The 26,279-nt window shown below is 71.8% G+C and carries 24 protein-coding genes; 14 read left to right on the top strand and 10 right to left on the bottom strand.

Features of this window, described 5'->3' with window-relative positions; genetic code table 11:
- The first annotated feature begins 36 nt into the window (after positions 1-36).
- The 4 genes from ACGFNU_RS09760 to ACGFNU_RS09745 all read left to right on the top strand — a co-directional run bounded on the left by ACGFNU_RS09760 (position 37) and on the right by ACGFNU_RS09745 (position 4,640).
- Positions 37-1,641 carry a PucR family transcriptional regulator gene (locus tag ACGFNU_RS09760; protein ID WP_392591861.1) on the top strand — a complete coding sequence of 535 codons (1,605 nt, stop codon included), beginning with the start codon at positions 37-39 and terminating at the stop codon, positions 1,639-1,641.
- Positions 1,642-1,658: 17 nt separating this feature from the next.
- The gene (locus ACGFNU_RS09755; protein ID WP_392591859.1) at positions 1,659-2,576 is read left to right on the top strand and encodes an aminoglycoside phosphotransferase family protein; all 918 of its coding nucleotides are present in this window, start codon (positions 1,659-1,661) and stop codon (positions 2,574-2,576) included.
- Between the two features lie 10 nt (positions 2,577-2,586).
- The gene (locus ACGFNU_RS09750; protein ID WP_392591857.1) at positions 2,587-3,357 is read left to right on the top strand and encodes an alpha/beta fold hydrolase; all 771 of its coding nucleotides are present in this window, start codon (positions 2,587-2,589) and stop codon (positions 3,355-3,357) included.
- A gap of 146 nt (positions 3,358-3,503) precedes the next feature.
- Positions 3,504-4,640: a glutamate--cysteine ligase gene (locus ACGFNU_RS09745; RefSeq protein WP_392591855.1), complete on the top strand. Its 1,137-nt coding sequence runs from the start codon at positions 3,504-3,506 to the stop codon at positions 4,638-4,640.
- Here the strand turns inward: ACGFNU_RS09745 and ACGFNU_RS09740 are convergent.
- A complete protein-coding gene (locus ACGFNU_RS09740) occupies positions 4,617-5,402 on the bottom strand; it encodes a TrmB family transcriptional regulator (RefSeq protein ID WP_392593475.1) in 786 nt (261 codons plus the stop codon). The two genes, ACGFNU_RS09745 and ACGFNU_RS09740, sit on opposite strands and share 24 nt — an antisense overlap.
- 40 nt (positions 5,403-5,442) lie before the next feature.
- On the opposite strand from ACGFNU_RS09740, the gene ACGFNU_RS09735 reads away from it, so the two are divergent.
- Positions 5,443-5,835, top strand: a complete 393-nt coding sequence (locus ACGFNU_RS09735) for a hypothetical protein (RefSeq protein WP_392591854.1) — start codon at positions 5,443-5,445, stop codon at positions 5,833-5,835.
- A gap of 75 nt (positions 5,836-5,910) precedes the next feature.
- Here the strand turns inward: ACGFNU_RS09735 and ACGFNU_RS09730 are convergent, their stop codons facing one another.
- Complete coding sequence (locus ACGFNU_RS09730) at positions 5,911-6,429, bottom strand: helix-turn-helix transcriptional regulator (protein WP_392591852.1); 519 nt, start codon at positions 6,427-6,429, stop codon at positions 5,911-5,913.
- Between the two features lie 141 nt (positions 6,430-6,570).
- On the opposite strand from ACGFNU_RS09730, the gene ACGFNU_RS09725 reads away from it, so the two are divergent.
- The 4 genes from ACGFNU_RS09725 (at position 6,571) to ACGFNU_RS09710 (ending at position 12,741) form a co-directional block, all read left to right on the top strand.
- On the top strand, positions 6,571-7,776 hold the full coding sequence (locus ACGFNU_RS09725; RefSeq protein ID WP_392591850.1) for a hypothetical protein: 1,206 nt from the start codon (positions 6,571-6,573) through the stop codon (positions 7,774-7,776).
- A 62-nt stretch (positions 7,777-7,838) separates the two neighbouring features.
- On the top strand, positions 7,839-10,274 hold the full coding sequence (locus ACGFNU_RS09720; RefSeq protein WP_392591848.1) for a tetratricopeptide repeat protein: 2,436 nt from the start codon (positions 7,839-7,841) through the stop codon (positions 10,272-10,274).
- Positions 10,271-11,446, top strand: coding sequence for a protein phosphatase 2C domain-containing protein (locus ACGFNU_RS09715; RefSeq protein ID WP_392591846.1), 1,176 nt, complete (start codon positions 10,271-10,273; stop codon positions 11,444-11,446). Before ACGFNU_RS09720 ends, ACGFNU_RS09715 begins: the two co-directional genes overlap by 4 nt.
- Positions 11,443-12,741, top strand: a complete 1,299-nt coding sequence (locus ACGFNU_RS09710) for a VWA domain-containing protein (protein ID WP_392591844.1) — start codon at positions 11,443-11,445, stop codon at positions 12,739-12,741. Before ACGFNU_RS09715 ends, ACGFNU_RS09710 begins: the two co-directional genes overlap by 4 nt.
- 49 nt (positions 12,742-12,790) lie before the next feature.
- On the opposite strand, the gene ACGFNU_RS09705 is transcribed toward ACGFNU_RS09710, so the two are convergent.
- Positions 12,791-12,964, bottom strand: coding sequence for a hypothetical protein (locus ACGFNU_RS09705; RefSeq protein ID WP_392591842.1), 174 nt, complete (start codon positions 12,962-12,964; stop codon positions 12,791-12,793).
- Between the two features lie 628 nt (positions 12,965-13,592).
- Between ACGFNU_RS09705 and ACGFNU_RS09700 the strand changes: the two genes are divergently transcribed.
- The 4 genes from ACGFNU_RS09700 (at position 13,593) to ACGFNU_RS09685 (ending at position 17,693) form a co-directional block, all read left to right on the top strand.
- Positions 13,593-13,985, top strand: a complete 393-nt coding sequence (locus ACGFNU_RS09700) for an FHA domain-containing protein (protein WP_392591840.1) — start codon at positions 13,593-13,595, stop codon at positions 13,983-13,985.
- Complete coding sequence (locus tag ACGFNU_RS09695; RefSeq protein WP_392591838.1) at positions 13,982-15,487, top strand: hypothetical protein; 1,506 nt, start codon at positions 13,982-13,984, stop codon at positions 15,485-15,487. Before ACGFNU_RS09700 ends, ACGFNU_RS09695 begins: the two co-directional genes overlap by 4 nt.
- Positions 15,484-16,347 (top strand): glutamate ABC transporter substrate-binding protein, encoded by an 864-nt coding sequence (locus tag ACGFNU_RS09690; protein WP_392591836.1) that lies wholly within the window; start codon positions 15,484-15,486, stop codon positions 16,345-16,347. Before ACGFNU_RS09695 ends, ACGFNU_RS09690 begins: the two co-directional genes overlap by 4 nt.
- Before the next feature lie 161 nt (positions 16,348-16,508).
- Positions 16,509-17,693, top strand: coding sequence for a hypothetical protein (locus ACGFNU_RS09685; protein ID WP_392591834.1), 1,185 nt, complete (start codon positions 16,509-16,511; stop codon positions 17,691-17,693).
- Here the strand turns inward: ACGFNU_RS09685 and ACGFNU_RS09680 are convergent.
- Entirely contained in the window at positions 17,654-18,310 is a 657-nt protein-coding gene (locus ACGFNU_RS09680) for a hypothetical protein (RefSeq protein ID WP_392591832.1), read from the bottom strand. The genes ACGFNU_RS09685 and ACGFNU_RS09680 overlap by 40 nt on opposite strands.
- 154 nt (positions 18,311-18,464) lie before the next feature.
- On the opposite strand from ACGFNU_RS09680, the gene ACGFNU_RS09675 reads away from it, so the two are divergent.
- Positions 18,465-18,977 carry a PH domain-containing protein gene (locus tag ACGFNU_RS09675; RefSeq protein WP_392593473.1) on the top strand — a complete coding sequence of 171 codons (513 nt, stop codon included), beginning with the start codon at positions 18,465-18,467 and terminating at the stop codon, positions 18,975-18,977.
- A gap of 43 nt (positions 18,978-19,020) precedes the next feature.
- On the opposite strand, the gene ACGFNU_RS09670 is transcribed toward ACGFNU_RS09675, so the two are convergent.
- The 6 genes from ACGFNU_RS09670 to ACGFNU_RS09645 all read right to left on the bottom strand — a co-directional run bounded on the left by ACGFNU_RS09670 (position 19,021) and on the right by ACGFNU_RS09645 (position 26,195).
- Complete coding sequence (locus ACGFNU_RS09670; RefSeq protein WP_392591830.1) at positions 19,021-20,427, bottom strand: NAD(P)/FAD-dependent oxidoreductase; 1,407 nt, start codon at positions 20,425-20,427, stop codon at positions 19,021-19,023.
- Positions 20,428-20,524: 97 nt separating this feature from the next.
- Complete coding sequence (locus tag ACGFNU_RS09665) at positions 20,525-21,373, bottom strand: ABC transporter permease (RefSeq protein WP_392591828.1); 849 nt, start codon at positions 21,371-21,373, stop codon at positions 20,525-20,527.
- On the bottom strand, positions 21,370-22,233 hold the full coding sequence (locus ACGFNU_RS09660; RefSeq protein ID WP_392591826.1) for an ABC transporter permease: 864 nt from the start codon (positions 22,231-22,233) through the stop codon (positions 21,370-21,372). The genes ACGFNU_RS09665 and ACGFNU_RS09660 overlap by 4 nt, the downstream gene beginning before the upstream one ends.
- A gap of 2 nt (positions 22,234-22,235) precedes the next feature.
- Positions 22,236-23,534 carry a PotD/PotF family extracellular solute-binding protein gene (locus ACGFNU_RS09655; RefSeq protein ID WP_392591824.1) on the bottom strand — a complete coding sequence of 433 codons (1,299 nt, stop codon included), beginning with the start codon at positions 23,532-23,534 and terminating at the stop codon, positions 22,236-22,238.
- Positions 23,531-24,688: an ABC transporter ATP-binding protein gene (locus tag ACGFNU_RS09650; RefSeq protein ID WP_392591822.1), complete on the bottom strand. Its 1,158-nt coding sequence runs from the start codon at positions 24,686-24,688 to the stop codon at positions 23,531-23,533. The genes ACGFNU_RS09655 and ACGFNU_RS09650 overlap by 4 nt, the downstream gene beginning before the upstream one ends.
- A gap of 52 nt (positions 24,689-24,740) precedes the next feature.
- The gene (locus ACGFNU_RS09645; RefSeq protein ID WP_392591820.1) at positions 24,741-26,195 is read right to left on the bottom strand and encodes a gamma-aminobutyraldehyde dehydrogenase; all 1,455 of its coding nucleotides are present in this window, start codon (positions 26,193-26,195) and stop codon (positions 24,741-24,743) included.
- Positions 26,196-26,279 lie beyond the last annotated feature (84 nt).

The following is a 26,279-nucleotide window of genomic DNA, read 5'->3' as shown; positions in this document are numbered from 1 at the left end:
CCTGAGTTGACAGAATGCCGGGATATGATCCGGACGATGCTGCCCACTCTCGCCGATGTGCTCCAGCTGGACGCGGTCCGCCGCGGCCAGCCGCGCGTCGTCGCGGGCGCGGACCGCCTGGACAACCGGGTCCGCTGGGTGCACGTCGCCGAGGTCACCGACATCGCGCATCTCCTGCACGGCGGCGAGCTGGTGCTGACCACCGGCATCGCCCTGCCCGACGAGCCCGCCCGGCTCCGCGCGTACATCGGCGAGCTGTCGGAGGTCGGCGTCAGCGGGCTGATGGTCGAGCTCGGCCGGCGCTACGCCAGCGAGCTGCCGCCCGCGCTGATCACGGCGGCCGAGGACCACGGCCTGCCGGTGGTGATGCTGGCGCACGAGCCCGCGTTCGTCGACATCACCGAGTCGGTGCACGCGCGCATCCTGCAGGACCAGATGGCCGAGCTGCGCGCGTCCGAGGAGCTGCACGAGATCTTCACCCAGCTGTCGGTGGAGGGCGCGTCGACCGACGAGGTCGTCCGGCAGGTCGCGACGCTCGGCGGCCACCCGGTGGTGCTGGAGAACCTCTCCCACCAGGTGCTGGCCGCCGACGCCGACGGCAGGGACCCGGCCGAGCTGCTGTCGGCCTGGGAGACCCGTTCGCGCGCCGTCCGGCCCGAGCAGCGGACCGCCTACGACGAGTCGTCCGGCTGGCTGGTCACCATGGTCGGGGCGCGCGGCGAAGACTGGGGCCGCCTGATCCTCACCTGCGACGCGCCCCCGACGCCGCGCGAGACCGTGCTGATCGAACGCGCCGCCACCACGCTCGCGCTCGGCCGGCTGCTGGACCGGCACGCCGAGAGCATCGAGCGCCAGGCGCACGGCACGATCATCACGCGCATCCTCGCCCACTCCTACTCCGACCCGCAGGAGGCCGCCGCCCGCGCCCGCGCGCTCGGCGTGCCCCTGTCCGGCCGCCGCCTCCTCGGCGTCGTCCTCCGGCCGCGCAGCGGCATCCCGGCCGAGCTGGGCGAGCTCGCCGAGGTGGCCGCCGCCGCGTGCAAGGACGCCCGGCTCGCCGCCCTGGTCGGCGTCCTCGACGAGAGCGGCCCGCACGCCCGCGTGGGCGTGCTCGCGTCGCTGCCCGCCCGCGCCGACGTCGAGACCGCGCTGAACGAGGTGGCCACCCGCATCCGCAAGCAGTCCGGCGGCGACACCGTCATGGCCACCGGATCGGTCGTCGAGTCGATCCGCGACGTCCGCCGCTCGTTCCTGGAGGCCGAGCAGGTCGCCGACGTCGCCTGCCGCGGCTCCGGCGGGCGGCTCTTCTACCGGCTGCCCGACCTGCGCCTGCGCGGACTGCTGCACCTGCTGCGCGACGACGCCCGGCTGCAGACGTTCGTCGAACGCGAGCTCGGGCCGCTGCTGGAGTACGACGCGCAGCGCGGCGCCGACCTCACCCGCATCCTGGAGCTCTACCTCGACGCGGGCCGCAACAAGGCCGTCGCCGCCCAGCAGGCGCACCTCTCGCGTCCCGCCTTCTACGAACGGCTGCGCCGCATCGAGCGGGTCCTGGACGCCGACCTGGACGACGTCGAGTCCTGCGTCTCCCTCCACGTCGCCCTCCTAGCCCTGAGCTCCGTCCGCTGGGAGCGGTCCTAGCGGCTAGCGTGGTGATCATGTCGGAGATCGAGGTGCCCGCCGAGCTGGCCGGGACGCAGTCCAAGTACAACGGCGAGGCCGGGCGCGCCTGGATCGCCTCGCTCCCCCGGCTGGCGGCCGACCACCTCGACCGGTGGGACCTGACGGTCACCGGCGGCTCGATGTACGGCGTGGCCTCCCTCGTGCTCCCCGTCCGGACGTCCGGCGGCACGCCCGCCGCGCTCAAGCTCCAGATCCTCGACGAGGAGACCGAGAGCGAGCCGGTCGGGCTGCGCCTCTGGGACGGCGACGGCGCGGTACGGCTGCTGAGGTCGGATCCGGCGACCGGCGTGATGCTCCTGGAACGGCTCGACTCCAGCCGTCCCCTCTCCTCGGTGCCCGACGACGCCAAGGCCCTCCAGATCCTCACCGAACTCCTCGCCCGCCTCGTCGCGCACCCGGCTCCCGAGGGCATGCGCCACCTGGGCGACATCGCGCGGGGCATGCTCGACCAGGTCCCCGTCGCGCTTCCCACGTTCCGGACCGACGAGGAACGACAGGTCGTCGAGACCTGCGCGGCCGTCGTCTCCGATCTCGTGTCCGAGCCGGGCGACCGCCTCCTGCACTGGGACCTGCACTACGACAACGTGCTGGCGGCCGAACGCGAACCCTGGCTGGCCATCGACCCCAAACCCCTCGCGGGCGACCCCGGTTTCGATCTCCTGCCCGCTCTCGACAACCGGTGGGACGAGATCGTCGCGACGGGCGACGTGGGCCGCGCCGTCCGCCGCCGCTTCGACCTCATGGTCGAGATCCTCGGGCTGGACCGGCGGCGCGCCGTGGGCTGGACGTACGGCCGCGTCCTGCAGAACGTCCTCTGGGACGTCGAGGACGGCGAGCCCGAAATGGACGACGTCCAGCGCGCGATAGCCGAGGCCCTCCGCCCCTACCTCTAGGATTCCGGTCATGACGGGCATCCACGCGGCCAGCTTCGGAGAAGGCCCTCCGGTCCTCGCCCTGCACGGCATCAACGGGCACGGCGGCCGCTGGCGCAAGCTGGCCGAGCACCACCTGTCCGACCACCGCGTCCTGGCACCCGACCTGCGCGGCCACGGCCGGTCGACCTACGACGCCCCCTGGCACGTGGGCCGGCACGTGGCCGATCTCCTCGCCCTCCTCGACGCGGAGGACATTTCCCGAACAGACGTCGTCGGCCACTCCTACGGCGGGATGATCGCCGTATACCTGGCCCGTACGGCCCCCGAACGTGTGCGGCGCCTCGTCCTCCTCGATCCCGCAGTCGGCCTGGACCCCGCGCACGCGCGCGTACGCGCCCACGAGCCCTTCGCCAAGCCGTCCTTCGCCACCCCGGACGAAGCCCTCACCGCCCGCATGAAGGACTGGCCGAACGCCTACCCCGGCGCCGCCGAGGAAGAGGTCACCGACCACCTCCAGCAGGATGAGGACGGCCGCTGGCGCTTCCGTTTCGAGCCCGCCGCCGTGGTGACCGCGTTCTCGGAGATGGCCCGCCCGCCCCTGCCGCCCCCGCCGGGCGTCCCCACCCACCTGGTCATCGCCACCCGGGCCGACATCGTCCAGCCCGCCTTCGTGGTCACCTGCCGCGAGACCCTGGGCGACGACCTCACCATCACCGAGATGGACGCGGGCCACATGCTCTACCTGGACCGCTTCGACGAGACCGGCGCCCTCATCCGAACCTGGCTCACCGGCGTGTGAAACTCGGTGAACAAGGGCTCGCGGGAAGCTCGCCGGCCCCTTCGAGATCGCCATGTTTGACCGCGATCAACCACTCTGACCAGGGATTATGAGGAACAGCGGGGGCTCGGATGTAGCTTCCGCCGCATGATGGGCAGAACGGGACCGTGGCACAACATGAACTGCGAACAGTCGGGGTGGAAGAGGAGCTTCTGCTCGTCGACCCGGTGAGCGGGGCGCCCCAGGCGATTTCGGGCGCCGTGATCCGGTATGCAAAGGAACACACCGGCATCACCCTTTCGGGCAAAGAGGCCGAGCCCCTCGAAACCGAGCTGCAACGCGAGCAGGTCGAGACGGGCACCGTCCCCACCACGTCGCTCGCCGAGCTCTCGGACGAGATACGGCGCGGGCGGCGGGCGGCCGCGGAGGCCGCCCGGGGAGTCGGCGCGGCGGTGGTGGCCCTGGCCACCTCACCCGTGCCGGTGCACCCCTCCATCACGCCCTCGCTCCGCTACCGGCGGATGGCCCATGAGTACGCGCAGACCGCGGGCGAGCAGCTCACCTGCGGCTGTCACGTCCACGTGAACGTGGAGTCGCCCGAGGAGGGCGTCGCCGTCCTCGACCGGATCAGGCCGTGGTTGCCGCCGCTCCTCGCGCTCAGCGCCAACTCACCGTTCTGGCAGGGGGGCGACACCGGGTACGAGAGCTGGCGCCAGCAGGTCTGGGGGCGCTGGCCGTCCAGCGGCCCGACCGAGCTGTTCGAGTCGGTCAAGGGCTACCGGGCCGCGGTCGAGGCGATGCTCGACACCGGCGCCCTGCTCGACGAGGGCATGGTCTACTTCGACGCCCGCCTGTCGCGGCACTACCCCACCGTGGAGGTCCGGGTCGCCGACGTCTGCCTCCACGCCGACGACACCGTCCTGATGGCCGCGCTGGTGCGGGCGATGGTCGACACCGCGGCCCAGGCGTGGCGAGCCGGGATCCCGCCGGACCGGGTACGGACCGAGCTGCTGAAGCTGGCCGTGTGGCGGGCGAGCCGGTCGGGCATGCGGGAGGACCTCATCCACCCGGTCACCAGGCGTCCCGCGCCCGCCCGCACGGTCGTGCAGGCGCTCCTGGATCACCTCACCCCGGCGCTCGACGCGGCCGGGGACCTCGAAACCGTCCGCGAGCTCCTCGGGCGGTTGCTCGAACGGGGCAACGGCGCCGAGTGGCAGCGGCAGGTCCACGCCCGGGCCCGCGATGTGACGGCCGTCGTCGCCGGCGCGATCAACGAGACGTCAGGGGCGTCCGAGGAGCCGTAGCAGGCCCGGGTCGGTCGCGAACCACCGGTCGAGCTCAGCGGCTCCGACCCGTTCGGCGAGGATCCGCAGGGCGGCGTCCTGCCGCACGTACTCGGCCGCCATCAGGGCGACGGCGGGGTCGGCGGTGTAGACGCCCCACGCGGCCTCGCCGAACCCGCCCACGACGGCCTCCCGCCGGTCGCCCACGACGACGATGAGCCGGTAACCCAGGTCGTCGAACACCGCCCGGTGCCGGTAGACGTGCCCGACCTCCTCGATCTCCCCGAACGCCACGACGGAGACCTCCACGCCCCGCTCCGCCGCCGCCCGGACGCCCTCCCGCAGCCGTTCCATCTCCTCGGGCCAGACCGACAGGAAGAGGTCTCGCCGCGCTCCGGCCACCACGTCCTCGGCCCGCGCCAGCATCGCCGCGCCGTCGCGCAAACTATGGATCAGGTGCGCCTCCGGCGCGGCCACCACCGCCGGCAGCGCCGTCCGCAACGCCTCCACCGACCCGTCGAACTCCCGCCGCATGCGATCCAGCAACGCCTCGGGCGGCAACGGCAGGTACTCGGTCGCGTCCGACGACCCCTTCAGCTCGTACGCGGCCCCGCGCGCCACGAGCTTGCCGAGCGTCTCGTACACCGTGCTCCGCGGCACCCCCGACCGCTTCGCCACCTCGTACCCGTTGATGGGCTTCCCCGCCGCCACCAGCGCGACGTACGCCTTGGACTCGTACCCCGACATGCCCAGCCGCTGAAGGTGCTCGAGGACGTCCTGCATGCTCACCGCGGCAATGCTACGCGCCGGCGAGAATGCCCCCATGCTCCTGGACGACGCCGCCCTCGAACGCTCCTCCGTCGTGGCCAGCAACGCCACGAACCGCGAGCGCTCCCTCAAGAGCTACACCCGCGAACTGGGCCTCGACATCGTCGCCGCCGCACCGGCCCGCCGGCTCGATCTCTGCTGCGGCTCGGGCCGCGCCCTCTTCGACGACGGCCGCTTCGTCGCCGACTTCGACGTCCGCGGTGTCCGCGCGCCGGGCCGGGTCTCCACCAGGCTCCGCGAGCAGGGGTTCGAGTACGACACGCGATGGCGGCGCATCAGCCTGACGGGCCGCCGCGACGTCCGGCTTCCCTACCGCTACCTGGGGGCGGACGATCAGGTTGGGGCCAACTACACCGGGCAGGCTGCCGTGGGCTCGCATTACGGGTGACCAGGGCGAGGCGGACGACCCCGCTTTCGTCCGCCTCGCCGGTAGTGGGCGGGTTTGGTCCGCCTTGCGGGTGGATCAGGCTGCGGCGGCCGTGCGGCGCTGGAAGGGCAGGTAGCGCTCGGCGCGGCGCGGCCGGGCCGGGAGGCCGGTGGACTCCACCGCCAGGATGCGGTCGAAGCGGAAGGCGCGGACGCCGCGGCGCATGCGGCACCAGCCGACGAGGTACCAGTGGTCGCGGTGGACGAGACAGGTGACGGGCTCCACCTCGCGGATGGTGACGTTGGCTCCGGCGTCGCCGTAGCAGAGGCGCACGACGCGGTGCTCGGTGATGGCGGCGGCCACCACGCGGGCGCGGTCGGCGGTGGAGGCGTCGAGCGGGCGGGTGAGGGTGGCCAGCGTGGCGGTGACGACGTCGTCGTGGGTGTCGGTGTCGATGAGGTGGCGGAGGGCCCGGCGCGCGGTGGTGGCCTGCGGGCCGGCGCCGAGGTGGGCGAGCGAGAGCGCCAGGGCGGCGATCTCGGCGGCGGTCAGCGCGGCGGCGGCGCCGTTGCCGGTGCGGTGGGACTTGCCGGGGTACGTCGTAACGTTCGCCATGGTTCGATCATACGTTCGAACACTGACATTTTGGAGGTCTTGAGCCGGACCCTGCGCATACGGGAAACTGATCCCTCAAAAGTGCACGATTCGGGGGATCGGGGGCTGGATGTGTGGGCTGCCGGTACCGGGCGACCGCCGATGAACCGCGACGAGGTCGACCGTGCCCTCCAGAGCCTGCGTGACGAGAAGGAACGCATCAGCCTGGCCCTCCTTGACCTGGAGGGCCACCAGGGGCATCGGCTGCTGAACGGGGCGGCGGTCACCGGCGAGACCGCGCGGCGGCAGGCGGCGCTTCAGTCCCGGCTGTCCATGTTGTGGAGCCTCTTCGACCTGTACGGCGGCACGCTGGCCGCGGCGGAGGAGCTGCGCGCCCGCCAGTCACGCCCGGGCCAGGCCCAGCTCGCCGAGCTGACCAGGCTGCTCACCGGGCCTTCGGTCGAGCTTCCCGCCGAGGAGGTGCCGATCGAACGCCGCACGCTGCTCTCCTCGCCGGCCGGCGAGAAGCTGAGCCTCGGCGGGGTGGTCGAGCGGATGACCCCGCTGTTCGAGGAGGCCGCGCGGATGGTCGCCGCCGTCGACGCGGTCTGGTCGGAGCTGCTGTCGGCGCTCGGCCAGGTCGAGGCCGACCGCAGGACGGTCAGCGAGCTGGCGGCGTCGCTCGGCGGCCCCGACCCCGAGGTCGACCGCATCGCGCGCGAACTCGACGAGCTGGCCACCGCCGTGCGCACCGACCCGCTGTCGTTCGCCAGCGGCGGCCACGTCGACACGTCCCGGCTGCAGGCGGCCGGATCCGGCCTCGCCGAGCTCCGCCGCCGGCTGGGCGAGGCGGTGGCGTTCAGGGACGACTCGGAGGCGCGGATCGGCCGCGTGGCCGCCGCGATCGACGAGGTGCGCGCCGCCGAGGCCGACGCGCGGGAGGCCCGCGACCGGGTCCTCGTCAAGATCGCGTCGCCCGTGCTCCCCGACCTGGCCGTCCGTTCGGCCGTGCTCGCCGACCGGCTGGCGGCGCTGCGGGTCCTGCGCGACGGGCGCCGCTGGAGCGAGCTGGCGGAACGCATGCACGATCTCGGCCGCGCCGCCGCCACCGCCCTCGAACAGACGCGGAACGACCAGGCCCTCATCACCGGCCTCCTCGACCGGCGCGACGAGCTGCGCGGCCGCCTCGACGCCTACCGCGTCAAGGCCGCCCGGCTCGGGCTCGCCGAGGACGCCGAGCTCACCCGCCTCTACCGGGAGGCGCGCGAGCTGCTCTGGACGTCCCCCTGTGACCTCCGGAAGGCGACCGTGACGCTGTCTGGTTACCAGCAGGCCATCTCATCGCGGGCGAAGGGATCCGACAGATGAACAGTTGCTCCGCGCCGGACTGCTCCGGAACCATCGAAGACGGCTACTGCGTCATATGCGGCATGCCCCCTGGGAATCAGGCACAGTCAGGTGCGGCTCCGGCCGACAAGTGCGCGCAGCCCGGCTGTACGGGCACCATGCAGGACGGTTACTGCGATGTCTGCGGCAGCCCGCCCGTGGCTGCCAGCGCTCCCGCGCCACTGGCCGCGGCTGCTCCTCCCATGGCCGCGCCAGGGCGATGCAACCAGCCCGGCTGTACGGGAACGTTGCAAGACGGCTACTGCGACGTCTGCGGCATGCCCCCTTCGTCGGGCACTCCCGCTTCGGCTCCGGCTTCGGCTCCGGTCACTTCGGGCAGCACCCCGTCGGGCAGCCTCCCGTCCGGAAGCTTCGCCACGGGCAGTGTCAGGACGGGCAGCGCACGCACCGGCTCGTCGCGTTCGTCCGGTCGCCGGGGCGCTCTCGGCGCGGGGCTCGTCGAAGTGCCGCGGGTGCCCTACCGCGACCCGTCCACGGCCATTCTCGCCAACCCCGAGGTCGCCGAGAACCGCCGTTTCTGCAGCGGCTGCGGTGAGCCCGTCGGACGTGCCAAGGGCGGCCGGCCCGGCCGCACGGAAGGGTTCTGCGCCAAGTGCGGCGCCGGATACTCGTTCACGCCCAAGCTCGCTCCCGGTGACCTCGTCGGCGGGCAGTACGAGGTGCTGGGCTGCCTGGCGCACGGCGGCCTCGGCTGGATCTACCTGGCCAAGGACAAGAACGTCAGCGACCGCTGGGTGGTGCTCAAGGGCCTGCTCGACTCGGGCGACGCCGACGCGCTCGCGGCGGCCGCGGCGGAACGCGCGTACCTCGCCGAGGTCGAGCACCCCAACATCGTCAAGATCTACAACTTCGTGCAGCACGGCGGCTCCGGCTACATCGTCATGGAGTACGTCGGCGGCCAGTCGCTCAAGGACATCCTCCAGCAGCGGCGCAAGCAGCACGGCGAGGACGCGCTCCCGCTCAGCCAGGCCATCGCCTACGCGCTGGAGGTGCTCCAGGCGTTCGGCTACCTGCACTCGCAGGAGCTGGTCTACTGCGACTTCAAGCCGGACAACGTCATCCAGTCCGAGGAGCAGCTGCGCCTGATCGACATGGGCGCGGTGCGGCGGCTGGACGACCAGGACGGCGCGATCTATGGCACGGTCGGCTACCAGGCCCCCGAGATCGCCGACGCCGGCCCGTCGATCAGCTCCGACCTCTACACGGTGGGCCGGGCGCTGGCGGTGCTGAGCTTCCGGTTCGCCCGGTTCACGTCCGAGTTCGCCGACAAGCTGCCCCCGCGCGCCGAGGTGCCGCTGCTGATGCGGCACGAGTCGTACGACCGGTTCCTGCGCCGCGCGACGCACCGCGACCCGGCGCTGCGCTTCCACGACGCCGCCGAGATGGCCGATCAGCTCACCGGCGTCCTGCGCGAGGTGCTGGCCGCCGACGACGGGTACGCCCGGCCCGCGGCGTCCGGGCTGTTCGGGCCGGAGCGGTTCGCGCCGGGCACCGACACGACCCGGCCGGGCAACGCCGACACCGCGCTGCCGCCGCTGTCCCGCCCCGCCGCGGCGGCCTCGCTGCCCGTCCCGCTGGTGGACGGGACCGACCCGGCGGCCGGGTTCCTCGCCGGACTGACGGCTCTGGAGCCCGCGCAGCTCGCCGCGACGATCGCGAACGCGCCGGAGCAGACGCCCGAGATCTCGCTGACGCTGGCACGCGTGCGCATCGAGCTCAGCGACTTCCCGGCGGCGCGGGCGCTGCTCGACCAGGTGGCGGCGGAACGGCCGGACGACTGGCGGGTCGGCTGGTACCGCGCGCTCTGCACTCTCGCCGAGGGATACATCGACAAGGCGCTGCCGCAGTTCGACCAGCTCTACTCGCTGCTTCCAGGTGAGGCGGCTCCGAAGCTCGCGCTGGCCTACTGCCTGGAGGATCGGGCACCGGGCGAGGCCGTCCGGCTGTACGACACGGTCTGGCGCACTGACCATTCCTACATCAACGCCGCGTTCGCCCTGGCCCGCATCCATCTCGCGGCCGGCAACCGTACGGCGGCCGTCGCCGTGCTCGACTCGGTGCCCAAGACGTCCATCCGCTACGTGGCCGCGCAGGTGGCCGCGGTCGCCACCGCCGTGCGCGGCCGGGCCGTCAACGACCTGACGGCGGCCGAGCTGGTCGGCGCGGCCGAACGGCTGGGCCGCCTCGACCTGGAAGGCGAACGGCGCGCACGGCTCGTCGCCGAGGTGCTGGAGGCCGCCCTGGCCTGGCACAGCCTGGGCCCCTCACAGCAGGGCCCTTCCCGGAACGGCGACATTCAGGGCGGGAAGCTCTTCAACGTCCCGCTCAACGACGCCGCCGCGCTGCGCCGCGTCCTGGAGGACGACTACCGCGCGCTGGCCCAGCACACGCGTGACAAGGAAGAGCGGCGCCTTCTCATCGATCGCGCGAACGCCGTACGTCCGAGGACCCTGCTTTGACGGAGGACCAGAACACGGAGGGCCAGAACGTGGCGGAGGCACCGAAGCCGGCATGTCCCAACTGCGGGGAGGCGGTCTTCGAAGGAGAGGCGTTCTGCGAAGCCTGCGGGCATCCCCTGACCGAAGAGGCCACGGCGGCCGTCCAGGCCGGCCGGGTGGCGCGCGAGGGCGTCACCGCGAAGGTCCTCCCGGGCGGGCGCCCGGGGACCCGCCCGACCCGGCGGACCGAGCCGAAGGCCCCGCGGCCGGCCTGCACCGAATGCGGCGCGGCCGCGATCGACGCCGACGGCTACTGCGAGCACTGCGGCATGCGGCAGCCCGCCGAACGCGACCACATCGAGATCGAGCTCCCGAACAGCGTGGCCGCCGGGGCCAGTGACCGCGGCCGCCGCTACCCGCGCAACGAGGACGCCCTCGCCGTCTCCGTCCACCCCGGCGGGCTCGCGGCGGTGGTCTGCGACGGCGTCGGGTCCTCTCCCAACCCCGACGACGCCTCGCGCGCCGCCGCCGAGACGGGCGTGGCGGAGCTCCTCGCCCGCGTCGCGGCCGGCGCCGCTCCGGACCAGGCCACGTGCGACGCCGCGCTCAAGGCCGCCGAGGCCGTCGCGGCGCTCGCCGATTCGCCCGCCAACGCCCCGTCCTGCACGTACGTGTCGGCGCTCACGCACGCGGACCCGGCGACCGGCGCCGCCGCCGTGACCGTCGGCTGGGTCGGCGACAGCCGGGCCTACTGGCTGGGCGGCGGGCCGGACGCGGCGTCCGAGCAGCTCACCGAGGACGACTCGTGGGCGGCGTTCATGGTCGCCGAGGGCGCGCTGACCGAGGCCGAGGCCGAGGCGCATCCCAACGCGCACGTCATCACGGCCTGGCTCGGCGCGGACGCCGACGAGGTGCGGCCGCGGGTCCGCACGTTCTCCCCCGGCGGCCCCGGCGCCGTGCTCGTCTGCAGCGACGGGCTGTGGAACTACGCGCCCAAGCCCCACGACCTGGCCGCCGTCCTGGCCGGCGCGGCGTGCGACCCGGCCCTCGACCCCCTCGGCGCGGCCCGCACGCTGGTGCGGTTCGCGCTGGAGGCGGGCGGCCGCGACAACATCTCGGTGGCCGTCCTCCCCGTCGCCCCCGGGACGGCCGCCCCCACCCCGGTCACGCCTAACACGGAGCATGCCCCATGAGCGAGCAGCCGCAGTTCAGCATCAAGATCGACCAGAACAAGTTCCTGCCCGAGGGCGGCCGCGAGGTGCACGCGGTCGTGTCGGTCGAGTCGACGGGGGCGCCCACGGGGGCCGGCCGGGCCGCCTCGGCCGCCGAGGTCATCATCATCGACACGTCGGGCTCGATGTCGTATCCCGACACCAAGCTGCGCGCGGCCATCGCGGCGGCGCAGGTCGCGGTCGACACGCTCCGCGACGGGGTGTTCTTCGCGGTGATCTCGGGTTCGAACAGCGCGTCCATGGTCTACCCGCAGCAGGGTCCCCTCGTCCCGGCGGACACCACCACCCGGCAGCAGGCCAAGCAGGCGCTGAGCCGGCTGCAAGCCCAGGGCGGCACCGCCATCGGCTCCTGGCTGCGGCTGGCCGACCAGCTCTTCGACGCGCACCAGGAGGGCATCCGGCACGCCATCCTGCTGACCGACGGCAAGAACCAGCACGAGACCGCCGAGGAGCTCGACGCGGTGCTCTACCGCTGCACCGGCCGCTTCGTCTGCGACTGCCGGGGCGTCGGCACGGACTGGGAGGTCGCCGAGCTGCGCAAGATCTCGTCGGCCCTGCTCGGCAGCGTCGACATCGTCGCCGACCCGCAGGGCCTGGTCGCCGACTTCCAGGCGATGACCGAGGCCGCGATGGGCAAGGCGGTCGCCGACGTCGCGCTGCGCGTGTGGACGCCGCAGACCGCCAAGCTGCGCTTCGTCAAGCAGGTGCTGCCCTCGATGGAGGATCTCACCGGCAAGCGCGCCGAGTCGGGGCCGCAGGCGGGCGACTACCCGCTCGGCGCGTGGGGCGCGGAGAGCCGCGACTACCACATCTGCGTGGAGGTGCCTCCGGGCGTCGTCGGCAAGGAGCTGCGCGCCGGCTGGATCAAGCTCGTGCTGCCGGGCACCGGCGGAGCCGAGGACCAGGTCCTCGCGACGGGCAACATCCTCGTCCAGTGGACCGACGACGAGGCGGCCTTCACCCAGATCAACCCGGGCGTCGCGCAGGCCACCGGGCAGGCGGAGCTCGCCGACGCCATCCAGCAGGGGCTGCAGGCCCGCAAGGACGGCGACGAGGACGAGGCCACCGCGCGCCTCGGCCGCGCCGTCCAGCTCGCCGAGGAGGCGGGCAACGAGGAGATCACGTCGCTGCTGCGCAAGGTCGTGGACATCGACGATCCGGCGACCGGCACCGTGCGGCTGAAGAAGAAGGTCGAGAAGGTCGACGAGATGTCCCTGGACATCGGGTCGACCAAGACCTTCCGTACCCGGAAGTGAGGGTGACGATGGCGACCTGCCCGGCGGGCCACGCCTCCGGAGCGACCGACTACTGCGACGTCTGCGGCGAGCGCATCGGCGCCGCCGCGCCCATCCCGACCATGCAGATGCACACGGTGGGCTCCTCGCCGGGAACCCCGTGCCCGGACTGCGGGACGCCGTCGAGCGACCGGTTCTGCGAGGAGTGCGGGTACGACTTCGCGACCGGGGGCGGCAAGCCCACGCCCGTGATCGTTACCCAGCCGCCCCACCCGGATTCCCCGCACTCGTCCGGCCCGTCACGGCAGATCTCACCGGAAGAACTCCAACGCCGCGCCGCCGAAGCCTCCCCCGCCCCACCCGCCGGAACGGCAAGCCGCGACGCCACCATAGAGAGAGCCTCGCGCATCGCGGCACACGGGCAGCCCGGTGCGCCCACACCCGGAGCGACGCAAGGCGGTGCTCCCGGCGCAACGCCAGGAGCAGCACCCGGGACGACGCCTGGGTCCCCCACGCCTGGTGCGACACCCGGCACAGCGGCAGGCGCAACACCAGGCACGACATATGGCGCGCCACCAGGCACAACACCCGGTGCAACGCCCGGCACGACACCAGGCACGACGCATGGCACGACACCCGGCGCACAACCAGGCTCGACAGCAGGCGCGACGCATGGCACGACGGCGGGCGCGACGCCCGGTGCGACGCCAGACGCGACGCATGACGCGCCACGAGGGGCGACACAAGGCGCGGCACCGGGCACAACGCACGGGGCGTCTGGAGCGGCACCAGGAGCAGCAGCCGGGGCGGCGCCTGGGGCTGCGGCTGGTGGGGCGGGCGGGGGTGTTCAGGGGACTGGGTGGGTCGCGCTCGTGAATGCCGATCGCGAGTATTACGCGACGATCCTCGCTGAGGAAGGGCCCGACTCCGGCGGGCTCGCGTTCCCCCCGTACTACCCCGAACGGCGGATCCCGCTGACCGCGCAGCAGGTGCGGATCGGGCGGCGGAGTTCCACGCACGGCACGCCCGAGATCGACCTGCGCGAGGCGCCCGAGGATCCGGGCGTGTCTCACGTCCACGCGGTGCTGCTAGCCAAGCCGGACGGCACGTGGTCCCTGGTCGATCCGGGCTCCACCAACCGCACGTGCCTCAACGGGGCCACGCAACCCATCCCGTACAACGTCGAGATGCCGGTCGGCGACGGCGACCGCATCCACGTCGGTGCCTGGACCACCATCACGCTGCGGAGAGGCGAGGCGACATGACGGCCGTACACCAGGCTCCCTCGGCGGGCCCGCCGCCACCCGGACCGCCGCCGGGCGCGGTACCGGCGACGCGGCGGGCCGGGGGGCCGCCCGCGCTGCCCGGCGGCCCGGCCGCACGCCGCGAGCCGCGCACCGGCGCCGCGCGGCTGGTCCCCCGCACCGTCGCGAGCCGGATCCGCGCGGTCACGGTGCTGGTCCTCATCGGGCTGGCCGGGATGCTCGCGGTCACCTGGGCCGCGGTCGACGACGCCCGCGACGGCGTCCGGGTCATCGGGCACGACGCGGGGCCGCAGGTCGTCGCGACCGGCGACCTGTACACCCAGCTCATCAACATGGACGCGCGGCTGGCCGACGCGCTGCTGATCGGCCGCACGCCGAACCTCGAAGCCAAGCGCGAGCAGGCGCTGCGCGAGTACGACAACAGCCGCCGCAGCGCGGGCACCGCGCTGCTCCAGGCGGCCAAGCTCGCCGACGACGACACCGAGGAACGCACCGCGCGCGAGCTTCTCGACGCCGTGGCCCGGTACGAGGGGCTGGCCGGACGGGCGCTGCTGCTCGACCAGCAGACGCCGCACACCGCGGGCCCGCCGCCGGAGACCGTGCTGAAGGTCTACCGGCAGGCGACCGACCTGATGAAGCTCGACCTGCTTCCCAAGGCGTACAACCTGACGCTCGACAACGGCACCCTCGTCCGCCACACGTACGAGGACAAGCAGAACGCGGTCTCCGACGGCCGCCTGTGGGTCATGGCCACCGGGGTCGTCCTGCTGGCGCTGCTCGTCGGGTTGCAGCTCTTCCTGGCCGCCCGCTTCCGGCGGATGCTCAACCCCGCTCTGGCTCTGGCGACCGTCGCCACGCTGGTGCTGCTGGGCGTGAGCTTCACGATGCTGGGCGGACAGGCCGATCAGCTGCGCAAGGCCAAGGAGGACGGCTTCGACTCCATCCTCGCGCTCTCACGTGCCCGCGCCATCGGCAACAGCGCCAACGCCGACCAGACGAGATTCCTGCTGGACCCGGCACGCGCCGACACCTACGAGCAGATTTTCCTTAGCAAGTCGCAGACCATCCTCTACGTGAAGGCCGACAGCCTCGCGCAGTACAGCGCGGCCGTGCAGACGCCAGGTCGCGAACGGGAGTACCTCGGCTTCCTGGGCACGGAGTTCAGCCGTACGCCGCTGCCAGGCCAGGACTCCGCCCTCACCTCCGTCTTCACCGAGTACCGCGCGTACCAGCGGGACGACCGCGCGCTCCGCGACCAGGTGGCGAACGGGCAGCGGCAGCAGGCGATCACGGCGCGGCTGGCCAGGTCCGGCTCGCCCTTCGGCACCTACGACGTCGCCCTGACCAAGCTCATCAAGATTCACCAGACCGCGTTCGACGACGCGATCGAGAAGGGCGACGGCGGCACCGCCGGCTGGAACATCGTCATCCCGATCGCGGGGCTGGCGCTGGTCGTGCTGGTGCTGGTCGGCGTCCGGCCCCGGCTGTCGGAGTACCGATGAGGGGGCGGAGCACGCGCGGACGCCGGATCGGGGCCGCCGCCCTGGCGGCCGCCTCGGTCCTGGGCGCCGCCGCGTGCGGCATCGCCAACGCCGAGGAGGATTCGGTGGCCGGCAAGAAGACGCTGGTCATCGGGGTCAACAAGGACCAGCCGGGGGTCGGCGCGCGCACGTCCGGCGGCGGCTACGAGGGCTTCGACATCGACATCGCCCGCGAGGTCGCCAAGCGGCTCGGCGTGGCCGCCGGGAACGTCACGTTCAAGGAGGTGACGTCCGGCACCCGGCAGCAGATGATCAAGAGCGGGGACGTCGACCTCGTCGTCGCCAGCTACTCGATCACGCCCGACCGCAAGGCCGAGGTGACGTTCGCCGGGCCGTACTACGTCGCCCACCAGGACGTGCTGGTGCGCGGTGACAGCCCCGTCAGGAACGTGCGCGACCTCAAGGACCGCAACCTCTGCAAGGTCGAGGGATCGGTCTCCTACGAGCGCGTCACCAAGGAGAAGGGCGTCGCGGCGAAGCTGGTGCCGGCCACCGGCTACGCCGACTGCCTCGACAAGCTGATGAAGGGCACGGTCGACGCCGTGTCCACCGACGACCTGATCCTCGCCGGGCTCGCCGCGCAGGCCGCCAAGACCGGCGGCGGGCGGGGCGGCACGCCCAAGGTCGTGAACGCGCCGATCTCGGACGAGGGCTACGGCATCGGCATGCGGCTCGGCGACGCGGACGGCTGCGTGGCGGTCAACAAGGCGATCACCGAGATGTACCAGGACGGGACGGCGCAGCAGCTCCTGGCCAAGTGGTTCGCCCCCGTCAAGCTCAAGTACACGACGACGGTCCCCCAGTTCGAAGGCTGCGATTAACCGACGTCTCACCATGTTTCGGTCGTCAAGCTGACCTAGGGGTTACCGAGATGAGTCGGTTACGCAAGTGACCCTTACGGTGATTGATCGTACGTTATGGTCGCGATCTAAAGCATTTCCGGTAAGAACCACCGGGTCGGACGAGAGGTTCGAGGAGCACCATGACGACCGTCATCCTGGTGGTGATGTGCGTCGTCGTGGGGGCGCTCGAGATCTATGCGGGGAAGCAGAGCAAGGATCAGGCGCGCGCGTTCGTCCGCCGGATCGATGAGCTGAACGACCAGGTCAGCAAGCAGAACACGGTGCTGGTGACGGTCGGCGAGCAGCTCACCGCCGAGCTGTCCAAGGTCAAGCGCGACGTGCTGCCGGCGCTCGACTCCCGGCTGCGCCAGAACTCCGGGCAGGTGGAGGAGCTCGCCGCGCTCGTCCACCAGGCCGACGGCTACCTGCGGGTGCAGGCGACGCGCCTGCACGACCTGGAGAAGCAGCGGGTCACGCTGGCGGCGCTGCGGCGCAAGCTCGCCGAGGTCGAGACGTCGGTGCGGTCGGTGACCCGGGCGGGCACGGCCGCGGTCGAGGGCAAGGTCGACGCGGCGCTCGACCGCCTGTCCGATCTCGAACGCAGCGGCACCGAGATCCTGGAGTTGCAGCGCACGCTCACCCGGACGCTGGAGGACGTCGAGGACGTCGTCACCGAGCTGCTCCAGTTCACCGAGGGCGAGCTGGACGAGGCGGTCACGTCCTCGCTCACCGGCCAGCCGCGCGGCGGCGAGGGCGACGCCGCGGCCGTGACGGCGACCGGGCGGCTGTGGACGCGGGACGAGCAGCTGGACGACATCCTCACCGAGGTCTACGAGCGGTGCGTGCGCACGGCCCGCCTCAACATCCGGTTCCGCACGGTCGAGGGCCCGAACGGCTCGGCGCCGGGGACGCCGGAGCGGCGGCGGTACTTCCTCGCCGGGAACACCGTGGACGATCTCGCGGGCGAGTTCACGGCCCTGCTGATCTCGACCGGCGCCGACCTGCCCCACAACGGCAACGGCCTGTCGCGCGGCCGGCCCGCCCTGCCGCCGGGTGTCGAGCCGCCGCGGGCCCCGGAGGACGAGGCGGCGCTCAAGGCGCTGCTGCGCACGCTTCACGAGAGCACGGGCGCCGTGGCGCAGATCGGTCCGCTGATGGCCGTGCGGGCGCGGGACGAACTGCTGTGCGCCGTGCTGACCCCGGCGCAGTCGCTGGAGCTGGAGAGCGACGAGGTCTACTGGGACCCGGCCTCGGCGACGGTACGGCTGCGGCGGCTGCCGTCCCATCAGTTGTGGGATCTCACCGCCTGGGCCGCCACGCCGTAGGCCCGTACGGTCCGTTCGCCGGGCCCGCCAAGCTGGACGTACAGCGGGCAGGTGACCGCGCGCGTCTCCGTGTCGACCTCGGCGCACAGGCCGATGCCCGTGGCACGGTCGAGGAACACGACGTTCTCCACGGCTTTCGCGGCGCGCACGGCGTAGGGCACCGACTCCGCGTCGCCCGTGTCGAAGAGCTCCTCGAACGTGAGCTTGCGCGCGAACCGCATCAGCTCGTCGGCGTCGACGACCCGGGTGCCGATCGCCGCCGCCGGACCCGCGATGACGATGCCGAAGCTCGGGTCCTCCCGGCCGCGCACGTAGATCTCCCGGTCCGGTTCGAGCCCCTTGCGCCGGGCGGGCAGGTGCAGCCCGAACCCGGAGTCGCCGTTGAGGAACGCCGGCGGCCCGAAGCCGTTCGGCCCCGTCTCGTGCGGGCCGTGGGACACGCGCAGCGCGCCGCCCGGGAGCTGCCAGCCGGGGAGGTAGACGCCGAGCCCCCGCATCAGCAGCCGCCAGACGGGACGTCCCGTCACGTCCGGGACGAACTCCCCCTGCGGACCGCGGGCGCCCGCGAGGCCATCGTCCAGACCCTGATCCGGGGCAGGCTGCTGCACGCGGTCCATGTTCAACATCTTGTGGTCTGGCGACGGCACGCACAAGACCGTTTACACAACCTGGCGCCGGGGCGTCGGTTTCTGACCTTCCGGGACCTGCGGACGCGCGCCCGGTCGGCTACCGTTGACGTCACCGGATCATGACGAGGGTGCCGCCGTGAACATGCAAGACATGATGGTGTTCCGCGACGCTGGCTCGCGGACGGTCGACAGGTACCTGATGTCGTACGAGGGCCGTGTGATCGCGGTCCGGCGGCATCCGGCGGTGCTGCTGCTGCCCGTCTCGCTCGTCGTCGGCGGCCTGGTGCTCTGCGGCCTGGCCGGGGCGACGCTCGGCGTCACCTGGGTCTGGTGGTTGTGGCTGCTGCTGCTCGGCTATCTGACCTGGAAGGTCTTCGCCTGGTCGATCGAGTTCTTCCTGGTCACCGAGCACCGGGTGATGGTGATCAGCGGCGTGCTCAACCGCCAGGTCGCGATGATGCCGCTCGCCAAGGTCACCGACATCGCGCTCGAACGGTCGCTCGCCGGGCGCATGCTGGGCTACGGCGAGTTCGTCATGGAGTCGGCCGGGCAGAAGCAGGCGCTCCGCAACGTCGGCTACATGCCGTATCCCGAGCAGCTCTACCTTGAAGTCTCGTCGGTCATCTTCGGCGCCGAGGACGCCTCGCCGGACTGATCCGTCCGGGGCAGATCCGTCCGGGGCAGATCCGTTCAGCTCATCAGGAGTCGAAGCCCAGGCCCATGCGGTCGAGCGTGCGCAGCCACAGGCCCCGGCGGCCGCCGTTGCGGTCGGCGCGGGCGATCTCCCGGCGGGTCAGTTCGATCACCCCGTAGCGCAGCGGCTCCGGCGGGAACGGGACCGGCTTCGAACGCACCATCCGCAGGCGCGTGCGCTCCGTCTCCTCCCCCGGTGCCAGCCCGACCCCGAGCCGGTCCAGCATCACGTCCGCGCCGAACCGCGTCGCCCCCACGCCGAGCCCCGTGTAGCCGGCGGCGTACGCGAGGCGCCCGCCGTGCGCCGTGCCGAAGAACGCGCAGAAGCGGCTGCAGGTGTCGATCACCCCGCCCCACGCGTGGCTGAACCGCAGGCCTTCGAGTTGCGGGAAGGTCGTGAAGAAGTGCCCGGCCAGGGTGGCGAACGTGGCGGGCCGCCGTTCGAGCTCGGCGTGGATCTCGTTGCCGAAGTGGTAGATCGCGTCGTAGCCGCCCCACAGGATCCGGTCGTCGGCCGTCAGCCGGTAGTAGTGGAACTGGTTGGCGCTGTCACCGAGCCCCTGCCGCCGGGCCCAGCCGACGGCCTCGCGCTGCTCCCGGCTCAGCGGCTCGGTCACGAGCGCGTAGTCGTACACCGGCACCAGGAAGTGCCGGAGACGCTTCAGAAGCGGCGGGAAGACGCCGGTGCCAAGCGCGACCTTGCCCGCGTCCACCGCGCCGTACGGCGTGGACAGACGCAGACGTGAACCGCTACGGAGACCCGTGACGCGGGTGTTCTCGTAGATGCGGACGCCGAGGGAGCGGCACGCGTCGGCGAGGCCCCAGGCGAGTTTGGCAGGGTGCACCATCGCTACGCCGTCACGGTCCCAGAGGCCGCCGAGGTACGTGGGCGAGTCGACCTCCTTGCGGACCTCGTCGGCGCCGAGCAGGACCGGATCGCCGCCGAGCGCCCTGGCCGCGTCGGCCTCGTCCGACAGCCCCTCGATCTGCCATTCCTGCGTCGCGACGTTCAGCTCGCCGGTGAGCTCCCACTCGGCGTCGATGCCGTACCGGGTGAGGGTGGAGCCGATGGCCTGGAGGTTCTCGCGGCCGAGGCGTTCGAGCAGGGCCATCTCCTCCGGCCAGCGTTCCATGCCGTTGCCGAGACCGTGGGTCAGGCTGGCCGCGCAGAAGCCGCCGTTGCGGCCCGAGGCGGCGGCGCCGATCCGGTCGGCCTCCAGCACCACCACGTCCAGTGACGGGTCGCGCTCCTTGGCGCGGAGCGCCGCCCACAGGCCGGTGTAGCCGCCGCCCACCACCGCGAGGTCGCAGGTCTCGTGGCCGACCAGGGCCGCGCCTGCGTCGGGGCGGGCGCGGTCCTGGAGCCAGTACGGGGCCGGTTCGGCCTCGGCGAGCGACGTCAACGCGTTCACGCTTTCACTCCTCGTGGATCAGGTGCGCACTCCTCGCGGACCAGATGCGCCGGGCACGGCGCCGCGCGGCCTCAGGTACCCGCGGCGCCGTGCGGCCTCAGGTGCGCCGGGCCCGGCGCCGCGCGGCGGCGATGTTGACGACCGCGAGCAGCACCCCGACGGCGAAGATCAGCGTGCCCATGACGTTGACCTGCGGCGGGGTTCCGGTGCGGGTGGACGACCACACCCACAGCGGGAACGTCTGGGTGGCGCCGCTGGTGAAGTTGGTGATGATGAAGTCGTCCACCGACAGCGCGAACGCCAGCAGTGCCCCCGACAGCACGCCCGGCATGAGCATCGGCAGCGTGACCAGGCGGAACGTGGCCAGCGGCCCGGCCCCGAGGTCACGGGCGGCCTCCTCGACCGACGGATCGATGCCGACCGCGCGCGCCCGCACCGTGATCGCCACGAACGAGACCGAGAACATCACGTGCGCGGCGAGGATCGTCAGGTAGCCGCGCGGCGTCTCGGACGCCACGAACATCGACAGCAGCGACGCGCCCATGACGATCTCCGGGCACGAGATCGCGGCGAACATCACCACGTTCGCCAGGCCCTGGCCGCGGAACCGGTGCCGTCCGATGGCCAGCCCGAGCAGCGTGCCCAGCGCGGTCGCGATCACGGTCGTGAGCAGCGCGATGGTGATCGAGTTGATCAGCGCGGTGGTGAGGTCCTTCTTGTCGAACAGATGGACGTACCACTTGAGCGTGAAGCCCTCCCACTCGAAGTTCTGCTTGGTGTGGGTGTCGTTGAAGCCGAAGAGGATCATCACGGCGATCGGCAGCAGCAGCCAGCCGACCAGCGCGATCGTGTAGATCTGCAGGCCGCGGCCCTTGCCGGGCCGGCGCCGCCGGCGGCGCGGGTGCGGCGCGGTCAGGGGCGGCGGCGCGGAGGTCGTCGTGGTCATCGTCCTGCCGCCTCCAGAACATCCTTGGTGCCGAGGGCCCGCGCGTACGCGAAGATCCCGATCAGGAGCAGCGCCATCAGCGTGAACGACAGTGCCGAGGCCGTGTGGTAGTTGCTGTTGGTGAAGTACTCGGCCTGGATCACGTTGCCGATCATCGTGTTGCCCGGCCCGCCGAGCACCTGCGCGTTGACGTAGTCCGAGGAGACGGGGACGAACGTCATGATGACCCCGGCGAAGACCCCCGGCAGCGACAGCGGCAGCACCACGCGCCGGAAGACCTCCAGACGGCCCGCGTACAGGTCGTACGCCGCCTCGATGACCCGGTAGTCGATGCGTTCCAGCGCCACGTAGATCGGCAGGACCATGAACGGCAGGAAGTTGTAGGTCAGGCCCGACACCACCGCGAAGCCGCTGTCCAGCACGTGGAAGTCGTCCGGCAGCAGCCCCCAGCCCTTGAGCGGCTTGAGCAGCGGCCCGTTGTCGGTGAGCACCAGCTTCCAGGCGACCGTCCGCAGCACGAACGACACGAAGAACGGCAGCAGCAGCATGAACAGCCATGTCGACTTGTGCCGGCCGCCCTTGAAGGCGATCCAGTACGCCGCCGGATAGCCGAGGACGATGCAGGCGACGGTCGCGAGCAGCCCGTACCAGAGCGAGCGGACGAGCTTGTCGCCGTAGAGGTCGAAGCCTTCGGTGTAGTTCTGCCAGTGCCAGGTCTGCTTCCAGCCGTCGATCAGGTTGCCGGTCATGAGCGAGACCGAGGCCATGTAGACCAGCGGGATGGCGAAGAAGATGAGCAGCCACAGACCGGCGGGGAGCATCAGCAGGTAGGGCGTCAGTTTTCCTTTGATGCGGCGCATCGCTAGCTCCCCTGCACGATCGGGAGGAACACCTTTTGGTACTGCGTCTCCTCCTGCTGGGTGAGGACGCGGTAGGTGCGCAGCTTGGCCAGGTCGGCCTCCGACGGGTAGACGAGCGGGCTGCTGCTCAGCCGTTCGAGATCCGCCTTGTCCTCGCCCTTCGCCTCGGCGGCGTCGGCGACGATGAACTTCCTGGTCTCGGGCACCGGCGTGACGTAGTTGATGAACTCGGTGAGCGTCGCGTTGCTGCGCGGGTCGTACAGCCAGTCCATGAGCGTGAGCGCGTCGACCGGGTTGGCCGCCGTCTTGGGGATCATCATCAGGTCGGTCCAGAGCGTGCCGCCCTCGCGCGGCACGACGAACTTCACGTCGTCGCTGGCGAGCGAGTAGACGTCACCGGACCAGGCCATGGTCAGCCACACGTCGCCCTTGGTGACGGCGTCGATGTAGTTCTGCTCGTAGTACTTGCGGACGATCTTCTGGTCGCGCTGGTCGCGCAGCTTGCGGGCGGCCTTCTCCCAGTCGTCCGGCGTGGACTTCTCCGGGTCGATGCCGAGGGCGAACATCCCGAAGTTGCCGAGCTCCTGCGAGTCGCCCATCATCCCGACCTTGCCCTTGTACTTCGGGTCGAAGAGCTGGGCGATGCTGGTGATCTCCTCCTTGACGTACTTGGTGTTGTAGGCGATGCCGGTCACCCCGGACACGTAAGGGATGGTGAACGCGTTGCCCGGGTCGTACGGCGGGTTCTGGAACTTCTTCCCGGCGTACTTGGCGAACCTGGTCAGGCGCTTGTGGTCGAGCGGCGCCAGATAGCCGAGCTCGATGAGCTTGGTCGTCTGGATGCCGTTGGTGACCACCATCAGGTCGAAGCCGATCGACTGGTTCGCGGCGAGCGGCGCCTGGATCTTGCCGAACCACTCCGAGGCCTCCTGGATGACCTCCTTGTAGTCGACCTTGATGCCGGTCTGCTTGGTGAACGCCTTGATCGTCGCCCGGTCGTCCTCCATGTAGCCCGGCCAGTTGGCCCAGTTGACGTGGCCCCGGCCGCCCTTGCCCCGCCAGAACGCGTCGATCTGCGCCTGGTTGACCTTGCCGCGGCCGCCCTGCCCCGGGATGCCGCAGGCGCTCAGCGCGAGTGCGGCGGCGGAGGCGCCGAAGAGGCGGAGAGCGCCGCGCCGCGTCGTGGCGGGCGGCGTCATGCCGGGCGTCGTCGCGCCGCGTGGCATCGCGCCACGTGGCGTCGTCATGCCGCGGCGGAACGCCGGGTCGTCGAGCAGGTCGTGCGCGTCGTCCGCGTTCATGAGGCGCCGATCGCGTACGAGTGGTGCGGCTCCCACGACAGCCAGACGTCGTCCCCGCGCCCGGCGATGTCGTCGGCGTTCGTCGCGTTCTGCAGGAAGACCGTCACGTCGTCGCCCGCGGTGGTGGTGACGATGTAGCTCGTGGACGTCCCGAGGTAGACGACCTCGGCGACCGTGGCCCGCACCCGCGAGCCGCCGTTGCCCGGCGGCTGCGTGCCGATCTCGATCTTCTCGGGCCGGACCGTCAGCTCCAGCGTGTCGCCGGGTGCGGCGGCCCGGCCGTCGCCGAGCGGCACCACGATCTGCCCGTCCTGGCCGTAGGTGATGATCGCCTCGGGCCCGCGCACCTCGCCGATCTCGCCGGACAGCAGGTTGGACGTGCCGATGAAACCCGCCACGAACTTCGACGCCGGACGTTCGTAGATCTCCCGGGGCGAGCCGAGCTGCTCGATGCGGCCGTCGTTCATGACCGCGATCCGGTCCGACATCGTGAGCGCCTCGCCCTGGTCGTGCGTGACGTACACGAACGTGATGCCGACCTCGCGCTGGATGCGCTTGAGCTCGACCTGCATGTGCTGGCGGAGCTTGAGGTCCAGCGCGCCGAGCGGCTCGTCGAGCAGCAGCGCCCGGGGCCGGTTGACGAGCGCCCGGGCCAGCGCGACCCGCTGCTGCTGGCCGCCCGACAGCTCGCCGGGCCGCCGTTTCTCCCGGCCGGCGAGATCGACGATCTCCAGGATCGCGCCGACGCGGTCGCGGATCTCGCCCTTGGCGACGCCCCTGCGCCGGAGCCCGAACGCGACGTTCTCGAACACGCTCATGTGCGGGAACAGCGCGTACGACTGGAAGACCATGTTGACGTCGCGCTTGTTGGCGGGCACATCGGTGACGGGCTTCCCGTTCAGGAACACCTCGCCGCCGGTGGGCTCCTCGAATCCGGCGATCATCCGCATGGTGGTGGTCTTGCCGCACCCGGACGGACCGAGCAGGGAGAAGAACTCTCCCTGCCCGATCGCCAGGTCGACGCCGCGGACCGCCGCCACCTTCTCGCCGCGCGCGTGGTACTCCTTCATCACACCGGTGAGCTCGATGGCGGGGAGCGCGGAGCCGGACGGCTCCTGGTCGTCGCGTACGGGAGGATGCGAGGTCTCAGTCATGAGCGGGGTCCTTCGCGGTGTTCGAACGGGTCGCGCCGGGGCGCTGGGTGCGCTAGGCGCCGATGTAGTGCATGACGTGCTTGATTCGCGTGTAGTCCTCCACCCCGTACATCGACATGTCCTTGCCGTAGCCGGAGTGCTTGAAGCCGCCGTGCGGCATTTCCGAGACGAACGGGATGTGGGTGTTGACCCAGACCGCGCCGAAGTCGAGCGCCTTCGTCATCCGCATCGCGCGGCCGTGGTCACGCGTCCAGACGCTCGCGGCCAGCCCGTACTTCACGCCGTTCGCCCACTCGATCGCGCGCTCCTCGTCGCTGAAGCGCTGGACCGTGATGACCGGGCCGAAGATCTCGTTCTGCACCATCTCGTCGTCCCGGCGCAGCCCGCCGATGACGGTCGGCGCGAAGAAGTAGCCGCCGTCGTAGCCGGCCCCGCCGACGCGCTCGCCCCCGGTGAGCACCTCGGCGTGGTCGGGCGTACGGTCCAGGAACCCCTGGACGCGGGCGAGCTGGTCGGCGTTGTTGACCGGGCCGTAGTAGGCGTCGGCGTCGGTGGGCACGCCGACCTTCGTCCCGCGGGCCGCCTCGGCGAGCGCCGCGGTGAAGTCGTCGGCGAGCCGGTCGGCGACGAGCACGCGGGTGGCGGCGGTGCAGTCCTGGCCGGCGTTGAAGTAGCCGGCCCCGGCGATGCCCTCGGCGGCGCTCTCGATGTCGGCGTCCTCGAAGACCACGACCGGGGCCTTGCCGCCGAGCTCCAGATGGACCCGCTTGAGGTCGTCCGCGGCCGCCCGGGCGACCTCCATGCCGGCGCGCACGCTGCCGGTGATCGACACCATCTGCGGGGTCGGGTGCGTGACGAGCTCGCGGCCGGTGTCGCGGTCGCCGCAGATGACGTTGAAGACGCCCGGCGGCAGGAACTCGGCGGCGATCTCGGCCAGCAGCAGCGTGCTCGCGGGCGTGGTCTCCGACGGTTTCAGCACGACCGTGTTGCCGGCCGTCAGCGCCGGGCCGAACTTCCAGACCGCCATCATCATCGGGTAGTTCCACGGCGTGACCTGCGCGCAGACGCCGATGGGCTCCCGGCGGACGGACGAGGTGTGGTCGGCCATGTACTCGCCCGACGCCTTGCCCTCCAGGATCCGCCCCGCCCCCGCGAAGAAGCGGATGTTGTCCACCATCGGAGGGATCTCCTCCTCGGCGGTCAGCTGGAGCGGCTTGCCGGTGTCGCGGGACTCGACCTCGACGATCTCCTCCGCCCGGGCCTCCAGAGCGTCGGCGAAGCGGAGCAGAGCCAGACTGCGGTCCTTGGGCGTCAGATCCCGCCAGGCGGGAAAGGCGTCAGCGGCGGCGCGGAAGGCGGCGTCCACGTCCTCGGCCCCGGAGACGGGCGCCTCGGCGTAGGTCTCGCCGGTGCTCGGATCGACCACCTCCATGGTCCGGCCGTCCTTGGCGTCCACGTACTCGCCGCCGATAAAGTTGCGCAGCCTTGTCCTGCTGTCGCTGGTCACCGTCGAACCCCTCCTCGATGGGCACGCACCGATGTGTCCTATTGGCCCCGACCTTGACAGAGGTTTGGCATGATGACAAGTGAT

Source organism: Spirillospora sp. NPDC048911 (assembly GCF_043198015.1).
Classification (GTDB): domain Bacteria; phylum Actinomycetota; class Actinomycetes; order Streptosporangiales; family Streptosporangiaceae; genus Spirillospora.
This window is presented reverse-complemented; position numbering and strand designations above follow the sequence as displayed.

Excerpts from the sequence above, each read along its gene's own strand:
- ACGFNU_RS09665 (WP_392591828.1), bottom strand. The coding sequence starts at position 21,373 with ATGACCACGACGACCTCCGCGCCGCCGCCCCTGACCGCGCCGCACCCG.
- ACGFNU_RS09725 (WP_392591850.1), top strand. The coding sequence starts at position 6,571 with ATGAACCGCGACGAGGTCGACCGTGCCCTCCAGAGCCTGCGTGACGAG.
- ACGFNU_RS09735 (WP_392591854.1), top strand. The coding sequence starts at position 5,443 with ATGCTCCTGGACGACGCCGCCCTCGAACGCTCCTCCGTCGTGGCCAGC.
- ACGFNU_RS09650 (WP_392591822.1), bottom strand. The coding sequence starts at position 24,688 with ATGACTGAGACCTCGCATCCTCCCGTACGCGACGACCAGGAGCCGTCC.
- ACGFNU_RS09710 (WP_392591844.1), top strand. The coding sequence starts at position 11,443 with ATGAGCGAGCAGCCGCAGTTCAGCATCAAGATCGACCAGAACAAGTTC.
- ACGFNU_RS09760 (WP_392591861.1), top strand. The coding sequence starts at position 37 with ATGCTGCCCACTCTCGCCGATGTGCTCCAGCTGGACGCGGTCCGCCGC.
- ACGFNU_RS09660 (WP_392591826.1), bottom strand. The coding sequence starts at position 22,233 with ATGCGCCGCATCAAAGGAAAACTGACGCCCTACCTGCTGATGCTCCCC.
- ACGFNU_RS09755 (WP_392591859.1), top strand. The coding sequence starts at position 1,659 with ATGTCGGAGATCGAGGTGCCCGCCGAGCTGGCCGGGACGCAGTCCAAG.
- ACGFNU_RS09655 (WP_392591824.1), bottom strand. The coding sequence starts at position 23,534 with ATGAACGCGGACGACGCGCACGACCTGCTCGACGACCCGGCGTTCCGC.
- ACGFNU_RS09675 (WP_392593473.1), top strand. The coding sequence starts at position 18,465 with ATGCAAGACATGATGGTGTTCCGCGACGCTGGCTCGCGGACGGTCGAC.
- ACGFNU_RS09695 (WP_392591838.1), top strand. The coding sequence starts at position 13,982 with ATGACGGCCGTACACCAGGCTCCCTCGGCGGGCCCGCCGCCACCCGGA.
- ACGFNU_RS09730 (WP_392591852.1), bottom strand. The coding sequence starts at position 6,429 with ATGGCGAACGTTACGACGTACCCCGGCAAGTCCCACCGCACCGGCAAC.
- ACGFNU_RS09680 (WP_392591832.1), bottom strand. The coding sequence starts at position 18,310 with ATGGACCGCGTGCAGCAGCCTGCCCCGGATCAGGGTCTGGACGATGGC.
- ACGFNU_RS09740 (WP_392593475.1), bottom strand. The coding sequence starts at position 5,402 with ATGCAGGACGTCCTCGAGCACCTTCAGCGGCTGGGCATGTCGGGGTAC.
- ACGFNU_RS09685 (WP_392591834.1), top strand. The coding sequence starts at position 16,509 with ATGACGACCGTCATCCTGGTGGTGATGTGCGTCGTCGTGGGGGCGCTC.
- ACGFNU_RS09750 (WP_392591857.1), top strand. The coding sequence starts at position 2,587 with ATGACGGGCATCCACGCGGCCAGCTTCGGAGAAGGCCCTCCGGTCCTC.
- ACGFNU_RS09720 (WP_392591848.1), top strand. The coding sequence starts at position 7,839 with ATGCCCCCTGGGAATCAGGCACAGTCAGGTGCGGCTCCGGCCGACAAG.
- ACGFNU_RS09690 (WP_392591836.1), top strand. The coding sequence starts at position 15,484 with ATGAGGGGGCGGAGCACGCGCGGACGCCGGATCGGGGCCGCCGCCCTG.